Consider the following 15,792-nt stretch of genomic DNA (forward strand, 5'->3'; position numbering starts at 1 on the left):
AACGGGGAGGGTTCGCCCTTTGGCATGATGCAATCCCGTTCCGCCGGCACTCCGCCGGAATGTCCTCCAAGTGTGTAGCGTATGGGTAAGGGGACATTCACCTATGACCAGCATAATGACGAATCAGTCTGCAATGACGGCATTGCAGAGTCTCACCAACACGAACAAGAGCCTTGGTCAGACACAGAACCGGATCTCAACCGGCTACCGTGTCAGCAACGCAGAAGACAACGCCGCCTATTGGTCGATCGCGACAACCATGCGGTCCGACCGCGCCGCCTTATCGACCGTCAAGGACGCGCTCGGTCTTGGAGCGGCCACACTCGATGTGGCATACACCGGCATGAAGACTTCGATCGACGTCACAAAAGAGATCAAGAACAAGCTGGTCGCCGCACGGCAGCCGGGCATTGACCGCGAGAAGGTTCAATCGGAAATCGTGGAGCTGCAGAACCAGCTCCAGAGCGTTGCCGAGTCTTCCGTATTCTCCGGTGAAAATTGGCTCTCGGTTGATTCGAGCGCAGCCGGATACAACGCATCGAAGACGATGATCGCCTCTTTCTCCCGCAGCGGCGGGGACGTGTCTGTGGGAACGATCTCGGTCGATGTAGACGGTACCAAGCTATTCGATTCCAACGACCAGTCCGGCCTCCTCGATACGGAGGATACCACCGCGAACGGTGGTGTTGACTACTCCGTCTCGTCCTTGGATATTTCGGCGATCTCAGACAGTGACGACGATCTGGAAGATCTCGAGCAGATGATTGGGTTCGTCGACGAAGCAATCAGCGGCATGACGACAGCCGCAAGTAACCTTGGTGCAATCAAGCAGAGAACAAAGCTTCAGTCCGAGTTCGTCTCCGCCTTGATGACGGCCATCGACCGTGGCGTCGGCGCCCTGGTCGATGCGGATATGAATGAGGAGTCGACGAGGCTCCAGGCGCTGCAGGTCCAGCAGCAGCTGGGCATTCAGGCACTCAGTATCGCCAACCAGAACAGTCAGTCGATCCTGTCTCTGTTCCGCTAATCTTTCACGCCTGAGGGCGAAACGCGGCCGCCTGAATCTCGCGGCCGCGTTTCCGACAATTCGACTTAAGTCTTTGGAAACCCTGTTGCGCTTACCATGATGGCAAGCGACGGGAGTGGACGGCGAAGTCCCTCAGGCATGATGCCGGTGCCGTCCGCCCGGAAAGAAGTCCGGATGTCCCAGTCTGTAACGTGTGCCAAGGGACAAAGGCTTTATGGCAAGTATCATGACAAACGTCTCTGCAATGACGGCATTGCAGAGCCTTAATTCCACCAACAAGCAACTCTCCACAACTCAGGCGCGTATTTCCACGGGCTTCCGCGTCTCGAGCGCAGAGGACAACGCCGCCTACTGGTCGATAGCTACCACGATGCGTTCAGACAATGGAGCGCTCTCGACGGTCAAGGATGCCTTGGGTCTTGGCGCCGCCACGCTTGATGTCGCCTATACTGGCATGAACAAGGCCATCGACGTTGCCAAGGAAATGAAGAACAAGCTCGTTGCAGCTCGTCAGCCGGGCATCGATCGCGAGAAGGTCCAGTCCGAGATCGCCGAACTCCAAAATCAGCTGACCAGTATTGCAGGCTCATCCGTGTTCTCGGGTGAGAACTGGCTATCTGTGGATTCGAGCGAGGCTGGCTATAACTCAACAAAAACGATCGTCGCCTCCTTCTCGCGTGCGGGCGGGTCGGTCTCGGTTGGAACCATCGCCATCGACCTGACCTCGACTGAACTCATTGATTCCGCGGACCAGAGCGGAATTCTCGACAATGAGGACACCACAACGAATGGCGGCGTGAACTATTCGATACTCACGCTCGACATCTCGAACATCACCGACACCGACGATGATCTTGAGGATCTCGAGCAGATGCTCGCCTGGGTGGATGACGGTATCAGTTCCATGACGACGGCGGCAAGCAACCTCGGCGCTGTGAAGCAGCGCACGAACATGCAGCGGGAGTTCATTGGATCCCTCATGGATGCGATCTCCAGAGGCGTCGGTACGCTTGTCGATGCCGACATGAACGAGGAGTCAACCAGGCTCCAGGCGCTGCAGGTCCAGCAGCAGCTTGGTGTGCAGTCGCTGAGTATCGCCAACCAGAACAGTCAGCAGATCCTCTCACTGTTCCGCTAACCTGGCCTAAGGGAAGTACGCCAGTCCGGTCTGGACCTGGCGTCCTTCCCGCCCTTCGAGTGCGTTAACCTCTCGCTAACCATAATGAGTGTATCTATCGACCGGCGGAGCAGGCATGAAGCCTGCCGGGTATCATGCCGATCCGCGTGGCCGGCCTCGCTCCGGGATGTCGACTCCTCATTGGTTCGCTTAGGGGCACTCCGACATGGCCAGCATATTGACCAATGGGTCAGCAATGACCGCATTGCAGACTCTGACGGCGACAATCCGCAAACTCGATGAGACCCAAACCCGCATATCGACGGGGTTGAGGGTCGGCAAGGCCGAGGATAACGCCGCCTACTGGTCGATTGCCACAACGATGCGATCAGATAATGGTGCGCTATCGACGGTCAAGGACGCCCTGGGCCTGGGTTCTGCCACCATCGATGTCGCCTACACCGGCATGAACAGCGCCATCGAATCGGTGACTGAAATCAAGAACAAGCTGGTGGCTGCCCGTCAACCTGGAGTGGACCGCGGGAAGATCCAGTCCGAAATCACGGAATTGCAGCGCCAGCTCACGAGTGTCGGCGCAACGTCCGTATTCAGCGGCGAGAACTGGATCTCCGTTGATTCTTCTGCTCCTGGGTACAACGCAACGAAGACGATCGTCGCTTCCTTCTCCCGAAGCAGTGGCTCGATCTCCATCGGGACGATCTCGGTGAACGTCGAAGACGTGAAGCTCTTCGATGCCGCTGACCAGTCCGGAATACTCGATTCGGAGGACACGACGGCAAATGGTGGCGTAGCCTACTCTGTCTCAACACTCGACATCTCAAGCCTCACGAATTCGGACGAAGATATCGAAGACCTCGAGCAGATGATCGCATGGGTCGATACTGCAATGACCGAGATGACCATATCGGCGGCCAATCTTGGTGCGGTGAAGCAGCGGGTCACCCTGCAGCGGGACTTCGTCTCCGCCCTGATGGATGCGATCACACGCGGCGTCGGTGCGCTGGTGGATGCAGACATGAACGAGGAGTCAACAAAACTGCAGGCTCTGCAGGTGCAGCAGCAGCTTGGCGTCCAGTCGCTCAGTATCGCAAACCAGAACAGTCAGAACATACTCTCCCTCTTCAGGGGCTAGCGTGACCGGGCATTCAACGCCCGCACAAGATTCGAGTTTGAGACTGGCTGCCTGCTGGGCTGACGGAGTTCGATGTGGCGAACGTTCTAGACATCATCAAGAGGCTTCGCGACAGCCTTGCGGCTCTCGGCCCGCGGCGGTTGATGGCCCTTGGCCTGACGGCTCTCACTGTCTTCATGCTTGTCGGCGTAAGTGGTTATCTGCTGAGCCGGCCGCAGCAGGAAGTGCTCTACTCCGGGCTCGACCCACAAGACGTCACGCGCATGGGCGCAGCACTTCAGGATGCTGGCATATCTTTCGATATCAGCGTCGCCGGCGATGCCGTCATGGTGGACATGGGGCAGGCCGGCAAGGCCCGCATGCTGCTGGCGCAGAAGGGCCTGCCCCGAAGCGACACGGCGGGCTACGAGTTATTCGACAAGCTGGGTTCCCTCGGTCTCACAACCTTCATGCAGCAGATCACGAAAGTGAGAGCGCTGGAAGGTGAGCTCGCACGAACAATTCGGCTGATCGATGGAATAAAGACGGCCCGCGTTCACCTCGCACTGCGCAACGAGGGCAGCTTCCGGGCTGCCAACGACCAGGCAACGGCCTCCGTCATCATCCGGGCTGATCAGGATGTTGGCGAAACCGCTGCAACGTCGATCCGTCATCTGGTTGCCGCGGCCATCCCTGGTCTTTCGCCGTCCCAGGTAACTGTCATGAGCGCCGACGGCCGCTTGTTGACGTTTACGGGTGATCCCGTCTCGGCTGCACCAGAGAAGTTGATTGGCCTTGAGCGCTCAATGTCGAACGACATTGAGGCAAAAGTCGCGCGCACGATCCTGCCCTATGTCGGCGCAGGCAATTTTCGCATCAGCGTGAATGCGAAACTCAACGCAGACCGCAAGCAGATCAGCGAGACCGTTTATGATCCAGCTTCCCGGGTTGAGAGGTCGGTGAGGACCATCAAGGAAAGTGGCGAGGCACAGAACGCAACATCAGCCGGTGGCGTCACGGTAGAGCAGAACATCCCCGTCGAAGAGGTTCAGAGCGCAACAGGCGATAACTCGAGCGAGCGAAAGGATCGGAAGGAGGAGCTGACCAACTATGAGATCAATTCGCGGTCAGTGTCCACGACCTCTGACGGCTACGGAATTGATCGATTGTCGGTGGCCGTGGTTCTCAACAGATCAGCTTTCAAGAACGCCTCTGAAGCAGAAGTCACAGAAGAAGCCATCACCGCGAAGATTACGGAACTCGAGACACTGATCAAGTCAGCAGCGGGTGTTCTCATCGACCGTGGTGATACGGTCACAGTGACGGCCGTTGACTTCATCGCCGCGGATGAGCCCAGCGCCGATGAGGCAGCAAGCGGCATTATGGAGGTCGTCGAAGGTTACCTCGGTAGCCTCATCAATGCTGGAGCCCTCATACTTGTGACGCTGCTGATTCTGTTGCTTGGACTGCGGCCTGCGTTGCGCGCGATCCTCAGTGATCGGCAACAGTCAGGCGCACAGGGCGCACCGGCGCTTCCGTCGATGATGACCGATCCCGCCGGAATGCCGATAGCGGACATGTCTGTCTCCAGCGCTGCTCTCGACAATTTCGCCCTTCCCCAACTGGGCGGGGTGGCCGATCCGCTTCTTGACGATCTGGCCCGGGAGGTTTCGAACAGTCCGAAGGACCGGCTTGCGAAGATCGTCGAGCTTGATCCTGAGCGGGCTGTCGAGGTGTTGAAGCAGTGGCTGAGCGAGCCGGTGGGCCGTGCAACATGATTCCTCTGGCACATTGGCTGACGGAGCGTGCGGATGCCGCAGGTTCTCCGGCATCCGAACCTGCACTCGAGGAATTCCCGCAGCCCGATGACATTTTTCAGCCCGAGAGTCCGCCATCCGGCTCCTCGGACACGCAAGGCCGTGAGGAGGAACTTCTCGAGGCGCTGCATCAAGCGGAGCAACGGCTTGAGGAGTTGTCGCTGGCGCATGCTGAGAAGGAACGGGAACTGCTGAACCGCATCGGAGACGAACTGACCAGCCGGATTGCGGCCGAGATGAGCCGTGCACTCGACGACGTCCTCAGCAAGCTGGAGGAGGCTCTCGGAGACGTGTTGAGGCCGTTTCTCTGCGAGCAGGCGAGGGCCAAGGCGGTTTCCAGTTTGATTGAACTCGTCAAGGAAGAGTTGCGGCAGACTGATGATCCGGTTCTGGAGATCCGGGCGCCAGCGGACATGCATGAGCCGCTGTTGGCGCTTCGCGAGTTAGGAGACGTGTCGTCAACGTTGATCGAATCCCGAACAGTGGAAATCATTCGGGCTACGAACCGGATCCGCTTCGAGGAGCTTTCCCTGCGCTGGTGCCAAGCCATAGAGGGAAACAACGCGTGAAGGACAGCTCCGAGTCCGGAAAAGCTGAGATCGTCATTGTCCGCAGGCGTGGAGGCGAAGATGCCGGCGGCGGAAAAGCCGGTGCCTGGAAGATCGCCTATGCCGATTTTGTGACAGCCATGATGGCCTTCTTCCTGGTCATGTGGCTCATCAATGCGTCCAACGAGAAGACCCGCGCGCAGGTTGCCAGCTACTTCAATCCAATCAAGCTCACAGATACATCAACTGGCGCGCGCAGCCTCAAGGACTTCAAGGATGTACGCGATTCAGAAAAGAAGCAGGAAAGAGGATCTGGCGAAGGCTCGACGCCCAAAAGAGAGGACATGGAGACTGAGGCTGAGCTCATGGCGAATCCGCCGGATTCCCTCGATCGCATGGCGCGGACGATCTCGGAGGCCGATTTTCGGAATGCCGGTCTTGAGAGCGACGTCGAGATCACCCCTGCGCTGAAGCCGGAAACATCAAATCCAGGTGTGGGAGATCCTTTCGACCCGCGTGCGTGGGAAAAAGTGAAGGCCTCACCACCGGTGGAATCGAAGGATGGCGCAGAGTCACCAACTCCAGATCAGTCCCGAGCCACCCAAATGGATCAGGAGACTACCAAGCAGGGCGCTCCCGCATCAAATCAGACGGCAGCCGCCGATCACGCTGTGGAGTCACCCGGTGAGGTGGCGGCCAAGAAAGATGACGGCAAAGATTCGGAGAAAGATAAAGCGGAGCAGGAGGCTGCCGACATCTCAAGGGAAATTGCTTCGCGTCTCGGGGGTGGAAGCGAAGACCTGGAGAAGGCAGTGTCGGTCGTTCCGTCCGCTGGCGGAATCCTGATCAGCCTGACGGAAGGGGAGAGCTTCGAAATGTTCGCGACCGGATCCGCCGAACCCAAGCCGCAGACCCTCAAGCTTGTCGAAGCGATCGCCTCGGTTGTGAAAGCGCGTGACGGCGAACTCATCATTCGAGGGCATACTGATTCGCGGCCCTATCGCAACAAGTACTATGACAACTGGCAGCTCTCGACCGCACGAGCACATTTCGCCCGCTATATGCTCATTCGCGGTGGACTGGATGAGAAGCGCATCCGGAGAATTGAAGGCGTGGCCGATCGCGAACCACGCAACACCGCGGATCCACAGGCTGCGGAGAACCGGCGGATCGAGATTCTGATCAGCAGCGAGGACCCGTGAGACCTCTGATCGCCTTGGCAATTTTTTTGATTTCAGCATCAACTGCCGTAGCAGACGATGACACACCCAAGACGTTGACCGGCAGCGAACAGGCTGACACTCGCCGCCTCTTGAATGATCTCGACGCTCTCTTCCTCCTCCAGGATGCCACTGCCAGAGGCAGGCGGGACGCAGCCGAGCTTCAAAAGCCTTTGCTGCGCAGCATTGGTGAAGGAATCATCGAGAGCGATCTGCCTGAGCCGGACCGTATTGCGCCCTATGTGGCAGCCTATGTGCTGAGCGGTGGAGATCCCGCAACAGCCGCCACCTTGGCGAAGTCCGAGAAACTGCAGCCTGTTCATCGCCTCCTGTTGGAAGGCTCTTCCCTGTTCATGCAGGGTGATCGCGAGGAGGCGGCAAAGCGCCTGGGCGACATCGACGTATCCAGGCTTCCTGCGCGCGTGGGCGGCCGGGTGGCGCTTGCCCAGGCATTGCTCGAGCGGAACGCCGTTGCCCATCAGTCAGGCCTTTCGACGGCCGTGGCGCTCATGCCGGGAACCCTCGTCGAGGAGTCGGCCTTGCGCCGCTCAACGCTTGCCTTTGCGGAGTCATCTGAAGAGAAGCCCTTTTGGACGAGGCTTGCACGCTATCAGCGGCGCTTTCCAGACTCTCTCTATGCGAGGGCATTCTGGGAGGAGATCATGTCGGCGCTTGCAACATGGCGTAACAAGGATCGCTCGCCCGATCTTGCACGGCTGGATGAGATTTTCGAAGAGATGCCCGTGGAGCAGAGGCGCAGCCTCTACCTTCACCTTGCGCGGCAATCCTCCCGGGTGTCCAATCTTGTGACGGCGGAGTTTGCCGCGCGCCGCGCGCTGCAACTGGCGGCGGAAGGAAGCGAGGAGCAGCAAGCTGCAAGGCTCTATCTCTTTCTTCATGCCGTCGCCTCGGAGAAAGCTGCCACTGCGGCTGATGAACTGAAGGCGATCCGCCGCGATTTATTGGACGTTCAGGATCAGGCGCTGCTCGATGCGGGCTTATGGATTGCCGAGCAGATCACGAAGCCACCATTCGGAGGCCAGTCTGGCCCCGCAGGAGAGCGGAACCAGGAGAATCAGCTGCAGTCGCGTGCTGAAGACTTGCTGGTGGACGCTGACAGGATTCTTACGGAGAGCAGGTCATGACGGGCATTGCGCTCCTTCCCGCCGATGTCGCTGTCTTCGACACCTCACTTCGCGGAGCAACTCGTCAGCCCGGGCCAGCTGCAGGGGAAGACTTCAACCTCATCCTTGGGGGGTTCGGCGAGGAATCTCCTTCGCCGCAGGATGAGGAATGCACCAAAACCACTCCCGAGGCAGCACACGCAGAAGCCAAGCCAGAGAATCGTCCCGACATGTTCTCCCTGCTGCTTTGCCTGCCTCCGGTGGAAATGCAAACAGAGGCCGGCCTCACGCCGCCGCCGATACCCACGGAATGGGCCTCTCCCCACAAGACCACGCATCAAGGTGAAAATGACAGCGCGCTGTCTGCTCGTTTCGTTCCGGTCCTGAGAGATGGCTTCTCGCTTGCCAGTGGGCGCGCTGCTGCCGGCACTCCTGAGCTTCGGTTGGCTGATGTTGCGGTGGAGCCTCAGATAGCCGGCGGGTCCATATGCAGCGAATCCGCGGGTCATGAAGAACCGCGTCGTCCTGAAAAGACGGCAATTGCGGACGGCGCTGTTGAGTGCCCTTCCGAGATCGATACCCTCTTGCTGGCACCGGCGCATCCAGATTCCAGCCCGACGTCTGTCCCGTCGCCCGCCCTTCAGATTCTGCAGCAAATCGATCGTTCCTTGACCGCGCAAACCGGACAAGCAAGTTCACCAGCGTCAATTCAGCAGTTGCATCTGGCTGATCCGCCAGCTGCGCCGCCCGCCGAGTTGAAGTCACTCCGATTCATGCTCCAGCCGGAGAACCTCGGCGATGTTGAAGTCAGGCTGCGGCGGTCTGGGCTTGAGACGAAAGTGACCATCACGGTCACCGGCAAGGTTGCCGCCGAAACACTCAGCCGCGACATGAGCATTCTCGAGGACCGGCTCGGAGGGTTGCTTGCTGCAGGCCCTGGCGGCGCCGTCAACGTCTCCTTGGAGATCCGGGAACTGGAACAGCCGGCGTCGCAACACATACAGAATGGTGAAGAGCAGGGTTCCAGCAATGAAGCGCTTCCGGGTGGACGAGGGTTTGCGCAGGACGGCAGATCCGGCGCAAACAGTCACCCTTCGCCGGTCCGCCATTCAAAAGAAGAACCGAATGTTGAAGATCCTTCGACCGGCCTTGCTGTTGGCGCTGGCCGCGTCGTTTGACGTAACCACCGCCGGTACAGCTTCCCCACCGAACATATGCGAGCGCGAGATGACAGCTGCCGCTGATGCCGAAGGCGTTCCGATCGGCGTTCTCTATGCAGTGGGTCTGACAGAAACAGGCCGCAAGGGATCGCTCCATCCCTATGCCCTGAACATCGAAGGTAAAGCCGTCTTCGCAACATCAAGGGAGGATGCCCTGGCTGAGTTCGCCCGCGCCAAGCGGCGGGGAAAGAAGCTCATTGACCTCGGTTGCATGCAGATCAACCATCACTACCACGGCGGCAAATTCGCTTCTGTCGCGCATATGCTCGAACCCCGGGACAACGTCCGCTATGCCGCGCGCTTCCTGAAGGAACTGCGCGTGCGGGAGGGAAACTGGACCATGGCGATTGCCCGCTATCATGCAGGCCCAAACAACAACCCGGCCCAGAAACGCTACATCTGCGCTGTGATCCGCAACCTTGTCGCCACCGGATTCGGAGCCTGGACACCAGAAGCGAAGCTGTTCTGTTCGTGATCCCTGGGTGCTTGAATAGCTTTTCCCCAAAACACCAACGGACCTCTGTATATCTTCGGGTCACTCCAGCAGACTGACAATCAGATCAAGCAGTTTGGCGTCATGTCGCCGCCCAAGGCAGATCACTCGTCCTGTTTCTGTCCGGGTGCTTCCTCAGGCTCGCTCGCCCAGGGTGAACCGGTCCCGGTCGCGGGCAGATCGCCGCGCTTCACGTTGTGATGGAGATAGACCTTGGCGATGAAGTGCGCAGTGATCGGCGCCGTCAGGAACAGGAACAGGGTGATCAGCAATTCGTGGAAAGACAATACACCGCGCGTGAATATCGAATGCATCATCGACGCAACCAAAATGCCGCCGATGCCCAGTGTGGTTGCCTTGGTCGGTGCATGAAGGCGGGCTATCGAACTTGGCAGTTTGATTAATCCGTATGATCCGACAAGGCCGAAGACTCCTGCAATCATCAGAAACAGCGCAACTGCGGCTTCCTGCCAGAGTTCCATGGCCCACTACTCGATTACGTTGCCGCGCAACAGGAAGCGCGCGTAGGCAATGGTTGAAACGAAGCCGACCATCGCGATGATGAGGGAGACTTCGAAGTACACGGCCGACCGAGTGAAAATTCCAAAGAGCACAACAAGTGCGATGCCATTGATGACCATCGTGTCGAGGGCGAGAATGCGATCGCCCATCGCGGGTGATCGGGCGATGGTCCACATGTTCATTGCCAGTCCGATTGCGAAGCAGCCGAAGGCAAACCAGAGGGCGGCCGTCATCATTCGAATATCTCCTTGAGGCGTCTCTCGTAGCGGTGCTTGATCTCGTCACGCACCGCATCAGGATCCGGTGCGTCCAGGCAATGAACCAGCAGTGCGCGGCCGCATGCTGAAACATCGCTCGAAACAGTTCCGGGCGTCATCGTGATGGTACCGGCAAGAACCGTGATCGCCTCGGGGGAACTGAGGTCGAGGGGAACCGTCACCCAGTTGCTGTGGAGTTCGGTGTTCCGCCGGAAGAGGATCGTCCGGGCCACGACGAGGTTGGCGATGCAGATATCCCACATCACGATCATGAAATAGCTGAAGAATTTCAACGGCCGCCGGAGTTTTGGCCGGTCTGGCCAGTACGGACTGGTCAGAATGGGAATGAAGATCCCGAAGATGAGGCCGAGGACGAGGCTGCCGGCTGTGACCTGGTTGACAAGCATCTGCCATGTGAGTGTCAACAGAAGCGTCAGCAGTGGGTGCGGCAGAAAACGCTTCATCGTCATCATGGCATGCCCTCCGCTTGCCGCAACACGGCCCCTATGTAGGCTGCAGGATCGTAGATCTGCTGTGATGTCGCGGTGAGAAAGTCCATCAGAGGGCGAGCCTGAAGCGTCGCCACCCCGATCAGAGCCAGCAGGCCGAACACAGCAACGAACGGGAGGGACGCTGAGGCAGGGCTGGCCTCACGCTCCTCCGGCGCAGGCGGGTTATGCCAGAAGACGGTGATGCCGGCGCGGGCGAAGCCGACAACGAACACGAGCGAGGTTGCAAGTATGATGGACCACACAAGCCAGTCCCACGCATGTCCGCGGATTGAAGAAAGGATCAGGAGTTTTCCAACGAAGCCCGACAGGGGCGGCAGGCCTGCCATGCCGATGGCGCCAGCGAAGAACAGTGCAGATACAAGGCCTCCCTGTGGCATCGGCCCGCCTGAAACCAGGCGGTCATCTTCCTCGGTTCTGCGGACCCGCACCAGGTCAACCACGAGGAAGAGCATGGCGCAAGCCAGCGTCGAGTGGATCATGTAGTAGAGAGCGGCCGCCGTGGCCTGCTGCGAGAAGAATCCGACGGCAATCATCAGTGTCCCGATCGAGCCGACGGTTGCAAGCGCCGTCAGGTGGCCAAGGGATTTGGCGCCAAGCACCCCGATCGCGCCGACCAGCAGCGTCACAATGGCGAACGGGAGGAGCCATGTTCCAGCCAGATCTCCGGCTGCGGCTGACCCTGATCCAAATATCAAGGTGAACACGCGAATGATCGCATAGACACCGACCTTCGTCATGATCGCGAACAGCGCCGCCACGGGCCCTGGCGCCTCTGCATAGGTCGCTGGAAGCCAGAAATGCAGCGGGACCACCGCTGCCTTGACCGCGAAGACCAGCAGCAGCAGCACAGCGGCCACGCGGATGAGGGCGGTGCCGGAAGCTGGAATCTCGGCCACGCGCAAGGCGAGGTCCGCCATGTTCAGCGTTCCTGTCACCGCGTAGATCGTGCCGAGGGCGAAGAGGAACAGTGTGGAACCAAGCAAGTTGTAGACAACGTACTGGACGCCGGCCTGAAGACGCCGCTTTCCACCGCCATGGGTCATCAGCCCATAAGAGGCGATCAGCAGAACCTCGAAGAAGACGAACAGATTGAACAGGTCGCCCGTCAGGAAAGCGCCGAAGAGCCCGAGGAGCTGGAATTGCAGCAATGGATGAAAATGCCGTCCGCGGCTGTCCCAGCCGGAGCCGATGGCGTAGAGCACAACCGCCAGCGCCAGCAGGCTTGTGAGCACGAGCATGACTGCGGCCAGCCGGTCGAGCACCAGTACGATACCGAAGGGCGCGGGCCATGCGCCGACTTCGTAGGCTTGAATGGAACCGTTGCTGCTTTCCGCAAGCAACCAGATGTTGATCGCCAAGAGCAGTGAGATGCTTGCGACCGAAAAAATGCGCGCCAGGTCGAGGTGGTGCCGCATCGACATGATCATGACAGCGCCCACCAGCGGCGGAAGCAGGAGAGGCGCCACGATCCAGTGGTTCATGACTGGTCCCGCCCGTCGCCGTCATTCATGTTGATCCGGTCGTTGCGTGCGCTGAGGTAGGAACTGAGTGCCAGCATGACGACGACGGCCGTCATGCCGAATGAGATGACGATGGCCGTCAGAACCAGGGCTTGCGGCAGGGGATCTGTGTAGGATGCCGCATCGCCCGCCCAGATGGGAGGCAGGTCCATTGCCAGCCTGCCTGAGGCAAACAGGAACAGGTTCACCGCGTATGAAAGCAGCGAAATGCCGAGGATGACGGGAAACGTCCTCAACCTCAGGACAAGGTAGGTGCCGCCTGCCGTGAGAACGCCGACTGCGATGGAAAACAGATATTCCATGCTAGGCACTCTCCCGTTCGGCGGTGCGGGACGGATCGACATCCATCGGATAGGCGCTGGGCCGCTCGCCACTGCGGTGGGCCAGCCGCGACAGGCTTTCGAGCGCAAGCATCACCGCGCCCACCACGCACAGAAACACACCAGCATCGAAGGCCATGGCCGTTGCCAGTTCGAATTGCTCGATCATTGGCAGCTTGAAATAGCCATAGCTGCTGGTCAGGAAGGGGTAGCCGAAGAACAGCGAGGCGAGGCCTGTCAGCAGGGCGGCGAAGATGCCGGCAGCGATGATCCCATGGTAGGGATATCTCTGGCGTGCCGCGGTCCACGCGAAGCCACTTGCCATATACTGCATCACCAGTGCGATCGCCACGATGAGCCCGGCGATGAAGCCGCCACCGGGGTCGTTATGGCCGCGCAAGAAAATATACAGCGCGACCAGCAGCGTGATCGGCATCATCACCCGCGTGGCGACCACCATCATGAGCGGGTGCTTGTCACCCGCTTCGCCGGTGTCCGGCGGGCGGCTTGCGAGCCGTTGTCCCGCTGGACCCGAGAGCAGCGATTCCGTCAGTGCGAAGATCACCAGTGCCGCGATGCCGAGGACGATGATCTCGCCAAAGGTATCGAAACCGCGAAAGTCCACGAGAATGACGTTCACCACATTGGTGCCGCCGCCGCCCGGCTTCGCATTGGCCAGGTGATAAGCCGAGATGCTTGCCTGCGAGAAGTTGCTCGACTGGATCTTGTATGTGAGCCAGCCTGCCCCAAGGCCAACGAAACACGCCAGGGCGCCATCGCGCAGGCGGCGGCCGCCGCCGCTTTCCTGTGGCGTCGTCTTGGGAAGGAAGTTGAGCGCCAGCAGCAGCAGGATGATGGTCACGACCTCGACGGAGGCCTGCGTGAGGGCGAGATCGGGCGCGGAGAAATAAGCGAAGGCCAGCGAGACCATCAGTCCAATGACACCGATGAAGATCAGCGCGAGCAGACGGTTGTGGTGAAATGCGACGATGCAGCCGGTCGCGATGATGATCAGCGCCACGCCGAGTGCCGGAATGGTCCCAACCGCGAGGAAATCCCGCTCCGGGCCACTCCACGTGCCGCCAAGCCAGGCCGCAAATCCGGCAAACCCGACCGTGGCCATGAAGATCGCGGCATATCGCGTCATGGCGCCGTCATGCAGCGCCTGCGTGACCGCGCCCGACAAGCTGGCAAGCCAGGCGATGAGTCCCTCGAAGACCGGTTTTGCCTCCAACCCGGGCGCGGTCTCCCGCAGGCGGTCGAGGCTGTGATAGGCTGCCAGCGCCAGCATGCCGCCTGCGATGGCCACGGCTGACAACAGAAGGGCCGGGGTCAGGCCGTGCCATAGCTTCAGTCCATAGGGTGGAGGCACATCGCCGATGACCGCGGCCGAGGCCACTGCCACCAGCGGTCCTGCAACAGCCGCCGGCAACAGTCCGACTGCGACCACCAGCCCCACCAGCATGGCCGGTGCGATCCAGAAACCGAATGGCGGATCATGAGGCCGGATCGGATAGTCGTGTCGAACGGGCCCCAGAAACACATGTGCGACGAAGCGGAACGAATAGGCGGCCGAGAGGAGAGCAGCAACTGTTGCGAGGCCAGGGACAAGCCAGGCGGAACCAAGCCAGGCCGTGTGAGCGGCTTCCTCCAGCATCATCTCCTTTGACAGAAAGCCGTTGAGAGGCGGTATCCCCGCCATCGACAGGGCAGCGATGCTTCCCATGGCGAATGTCAGCGGCATCAGGCGGCGCAGTCCGCCCAGGCGCCTGATGTCACGCGTATGCGCCTCGTGATCGATGATGCCCGCGATCATGAACAGCGGTGCCTTGAAGATCGCGTGATTGATGATGTGAAACACCGCGGCGACGGCTGCCATCGGAGTTCCGAAGCCAAGCAGCATGGTGATCAACCCGAGATGGCTGACGGTTGAGAACGCCAGCAGCGCCTTCAGGTCGTTTCTGAACAGCGCGATGAAGGCACCCAGCAGCATGGTCACGAGGCCGGTCGTGGTCACGATGTAGAACCACTCAGGCGTGCCCGCCAATACTGGCCATAGCCGGGCCATGAGGAAGAGGCCTGCCTTCACCATGGTGGCGGAGTGGAGATAGGCGGACACGGGGGTTGGTGCTGCCATGGCATGCGGCAACCAGAAGTGAAATGGGAATTGGGCGGACTTGGTGAAACAACCGATCAGGATGAGGATCAGCGCCGGCAGGTAGAGCGGGCTGTCCTGCACCGCATCCTTGCTGGCGAGGATAACGGACAGGTCATAGCTCCCTACGATTCCGCCGAGCATCAGCATCCCTGCGATGAGCGAGAGCCCGCCCATGCCGGTGACGGTCAAGGCCATCAGCGCACCCTGCCGGCTTTCGGGCAGGTGTTTCCAGTAGCCGATCAACAGGAAGGATGTGAGGGACGTCAGTTCCCAGAAAACCAGCAGAAGCAGGACATTGTCCGAGAGCACGATGCCAACCATCGCGCCCTGGAACAGCAGCAGATAGGCATAGAACTGGCCCATCGGATCCTGGCGGGCGAGGTAGAACCGGGCATAGATGATGATCAGCAGGCCAATGCCAAGTATCAGCCCGGCAAACAGCAGGCCAAGCCCGTCAAGAAAGAAGTTTGCGTTGAGACCGAGAACGGGAAGCCAGTCCAGCCTGTAATGGATGGTGCCTCCGGCCATGACCGCCGGCGCGTGCGACAGGAGGCCTGCCAGGGCCGTTGCGGTGATCACAGCGGCGGACCATGCACAGGAGTTGCGCCCGGCCCGGATCAGCAGTCCAGGCAGGATTGCACCGAGGAATGGCAGCAGCGCGATCAGGATCAGTGACAACGCTATGCTCCTGTCTCAGAGCAGGTGTTTGGAAGCATGATCAGGGGCTCTGCTCCGGCTCATTCAAGGCGTTGATGACGATCGTGAATGTACCACTATAGAAGACCTTCCAAAGACACTTCAACCT

At 59.8% G+C, this 15,792-nt stretch carries 16 protein-coding genes; 9 read left to right on the plus strand and 7 right to left on the minus strand.

Translation table 11 applies throughout. The features are described from left to right. Positions 1-103 precede the first annotated feature (103 nt). The 6 genes from ACILRA_RS09125 (at position 104) to ACILRA_RS09150 (ending at position 6,843) form a co-directional block, all read left to right on the plus strand. Positions 104-1,027, plus strand: coding sequence for a flagellin (locus ACILRA_RS09125; RefSeq protein ID WP_395661790.1), 924 nt, complete (start codon positions 104-106; stop codon positions 1,025-1,027). A gap of 214 nt (positions 1,028-1,241) precedes the next feature. Beyond that, positions 1,242-2,165, plus strand: coding sequence for a flagellin (locus ACILRA_RS09130; protein ID WP_395661791.1), 924 nt, complete (start codon positions 1,242-1,244; stop codon positions 2,163-2,165). A 205-nt stretch (positions 2,166-2,370) separates the two neighbouring features. After that, a complete protein-coding gene (locus tag ACILRA_RS09135; protein ID WP_395661792.1) occupies positions 2,371-3,297 on the plus strand; it encodes a flagellin in 927 nt (308 codons plus the stop codon). Between the two features lie 143 nt (positions 3,298-3,440). After that, entirely contained in the window at positions 3,441-5,054 is a 1,614-nt protein-coding gene (gene fliF, locus ACILRA_RS09140) for a flagellar basal-body MS-ring/collar protein FliF (RefSeq protein WP_395661793.1), read from the plus strand. Beyond that, positions 5,021-5,662, plus strand: a complete 642-nt coding sequence (locus ACILRA_RS09145; RefSeq protein ID WP_395661794.1) for a hypothetical protein — start codon at positions 5,021-5,023, stop codon at positions 5,660-5,662. Before fliF ends, ACILRA_RS09145 begins: the two co-directional genes overlap by 34 nt. Then, positions 5,659-6,843, plus strand: coding sequence for a MotB family protein (locus ACILRA_RS09150; RefSeq protein ID WP_395661795.1), 1,185 nt, complete (start codon positions 5,659-5,661; stop codon positions 6,841-6,843). The genes ACILRA_RS09145 and ACILRA_RS09150 overlap by 4 nt, the downstream gene beginning before the upstream one ends. A gap of 38 nt (positions 6,844-6,881) precedes the next feature. Here ACILRA_RS09150 and ACILRA_RS09155 read toward each other — a convergent pair whose 3' ends face one another. Then, entirely contained in the window at positions 6,882-7,184 is a 303-nt protein-coding gene (locus tag ACILRA_RS09155; protein WP_395661796.1) for a hypothetical protein, read from the minus strand. Positions 7,185-7,214: 30 nt separating this feature from the next. On the opposite strand from ACILRA_RS09155, the gene ACILRA_RS09160 reads away from it, so the two are divergent. The 3 genes from ACILRA_RS09160 to ACILRA_RS09170 are packed head-to-tail and all read left to right on the plus strand — an operon-like array spanning position 7,215 to position 9,680. Continuing rightward, positions 7,215-8,006 carry a hypothetical protein gene (locus ACILRA_RS09160; RefSeq protein WP_395661797.1) on the plus strand — a complete coding sequence of 264 codons (792 nt, stop codon included), beginning with the start codon at positions 7,215-7,217 and terminating at the stop codon, positions 8,004-8,006. Continuing rightward, a complete protein-coding gene (locus ACILRA_RS09165; RefSeq protein WP_395661798.1) occupies positions 8,003-9,163 on the plus strand; it encodes a hypothetical protein in 1,161 nt (386 codons plus the stop codon). The genes ACILRA_RS09160 and ACILRA_RS09165 overlap by 4 nt, the downstream gene beginning before the upstream one ends. Then, complete coding sequence (locus tag ACILRA_RS09170; RefSeq protein WP_395661799.1) at positions 9,111-9,680, plus strand: transglycosylase SLT domain-containing protein; 570 nt, start codon at positions 9,111-9,113, stop codon at positions 9,678-9,680. The genes ACILRA_RS09165 and ACILRA_RS09170 overlap by 53 nt, the downstream gene beginning before the upstream one ends. Positions 9,681-9,802: 122 nt before the next feature. On the opposite strand, the gene ACILRA_RS09175 is transcribed toward ACILRA_RS09170, so the two are convergent. Genes ACILRA_RS09175 through ACILRA_RS09200 form a run of 6 tightly spaced genes read right to left on the minus strand, consistent with a single transcriptional unit; the run spans position 9,803 to position 15,665 of the window. Next, positions 9,803-10,180 (minus strand): Na+/H+ antiporter subunit G, encoded by a 378-nt coding sequence (locus tag ACILRA_RS09175; protein WP_395661800.1) that lies wholly within the window; start codon positions 10,178-10,180, stop codon positions 9,803-9,805. 6 nt (positions 10,181-10,186) lie between these two features. Continuing rightward, positions 10,187-10,456, minus strand: coding sequence for a K+/H+ antiporter subunit F (locus tag ACILRA_RS09180; RefSeq protein WP_395661801.1), 270 nt, complete (start codon positions 10,454-10,456; stop codon positions 10,187-10,189). Then, positions 10,453-10,950: a Na+/H+ antiporter subunit E gene (locus ACILRA_RS09185; protein WP_395661802.1), complete on the minus strand. Its 498-nt coding sequence runs from the start codon at positions 10,948-10,950 to the stop codon at positions 10,453-10,455. Before ACILRA_RS09185 ends, ACILRA_RS09180 begins: the two co-directional genes overlap by 4 nt. After that, positions 10,947-12,470, minus strand: a complete 1,524-nt coding sequence (locus ACILRA_RS09190) for a monovalent cation/H+ antiporter subunit D (protein WP_395661803.1) — start codon at positions 12,468-12,470, stop codon at positions 10,947-10,949. The genes ACILRA_RS09185 and ACILRA_RS09190 overlap by 4 nt, the downstream gene beginning before the upstream one ends. Beyond that, positions 12,467-12,811 carry a Na+/H+ antiporter subunit C gene (locus ACILRA_RS09195; protein ID WP_395661804.1) on the minus strand — a complete coding sequence of 115 codons (345 nt, stop codon included), beginning with the start codon at positions 12,809-12,811 and terminating at the stop codon, positions 12,467-12,469. The genes ACILRA_RS09190 and ACILRA_RS09195 overlap by 4 nt, the downstream gene beginning before the upstream one ends. Before the next feature lies 1 nt (position 12,812). Beyond that, positions 12,813-15,665: a monovalent cation/H+ antiporter subunit A gene (locus ACILRA_RS09200; RefSeq protein WP_395661805.1), complete on the minus strand. Its 2,853-nt coding sequence runs from the start codon at positions 15,663-15,665 to the stop codon at positions 12,813-12,815. Between the last annotated feature and the right edge of the window lie 127 nt (positions 15,666-15,792).

The sequence above is a fragment of the Aestuariivirga sp. genome (assembly GCF_044239095.1).
In the GTDB taxonomy this organism is placed as follows: domain Bacteria; phylum Pseudomonadota; class Alphaproteobacteria; order Rhizobiales; family Aestuariivirgaceae; genus Aestuariivirga.

Excerpts from the sequence above, each read along its gene's own strand:
- ACILRA_RS09180 (WP_395661801.1), bottom strand. The coding sequence starts at position 10,456 with ATGATGACGGCCGCCCTCTGGTTTGCCTTCGGCTGCTTCGCAATCGGA.
- ACILRA_RS09175 (WP_395661800.1), bottom strand. The coding sequence starts at position 10,180 with ATGGAACTCTGGCAGGAAGCCGCAGTTGCGCTGTTTCTGATGATTGCA.
- ACILRA_RS09125 (WP_395661790.1), top strand. The coding sequence starts at position 104 with ATGACCAGCATAATGACGAATCAGTCTGCAATGACGGCATTGCAGAGT.
- ACILRA_RS09170 (WP_395661799.1), top strand. The coding sequence starts at position 9,111 with ATGTTGAAGATCCTTCGACCGGCCTTGCTGTTGGCGCTGGCCGCGTCG.
- ACILRA_RS09135 (WP_395661792.1), top strand. The coding sequence starts at position 2,371 with ATGGCCAGCATATTGACCAATGGGTCAGCAATGACCGCATTGCAGACT.
- ACILRA_RS09185 (WP_395661802.1), bottom strand. The coding sequence starts at position 10,950 with ATGATGACGATGAAGCGTTTTCTGCCGCACCCACTGCTGACGCTTCTG.
- ACILRA_RS09195 (WP_395661804.1), bottom strand. The coding sequence starts at position 12,811 with ATGGAATATCTGTTTTCCATCGCAGTCGGCGTTCTCACGGCAGGCGGC.
- ACILRA_RS09160 (WP_395661797.1), top strand. The coding sequence starts at position 7,215 with ATGCAGGGTGATCGCGAGGAGGCGGCAAAGCGCCTGGGCGACATCGAC.
- ACILRA_RS09165 (WP_395661798.1), top strand. The coding sequence starts at position 8,003 with ATGACGGGCATTGCGCTCCTTCCCGCCGATGTCGCTGTCTTCGACACC.
- ACILRA_RS09130 (WP_395661791.1), top strand. The coding sequence starts at position 1,242 with ATGGCAAGTATCATGACAAACGTCTCTGCAATGACGGCATTGCAGAGC.
- ACILRA_RS09155 (WP_395661796.1), bottom strand. The coding sequence starts at position 7,184 with ATGAACAGGCTGCAGTTTCTCGGACTTCGCCAAGGTGGCGGCTGTTGC.
- ACILRA_RS09190 (WP_395661803.1), bottom strand. The coding sequence starts at position 12,470 with ATGAACCACTGGATCGTGGCGCCTCTCCTGCTTCCGCCGCTGGTGGGC.
- fliF (WP_395661793.1), top strand. The coding sequence starts at position 3,441 with ATGGCCCTTGGCCTGACGGCTCTCACTGTCTTCATGCTTGTCGGCGTA.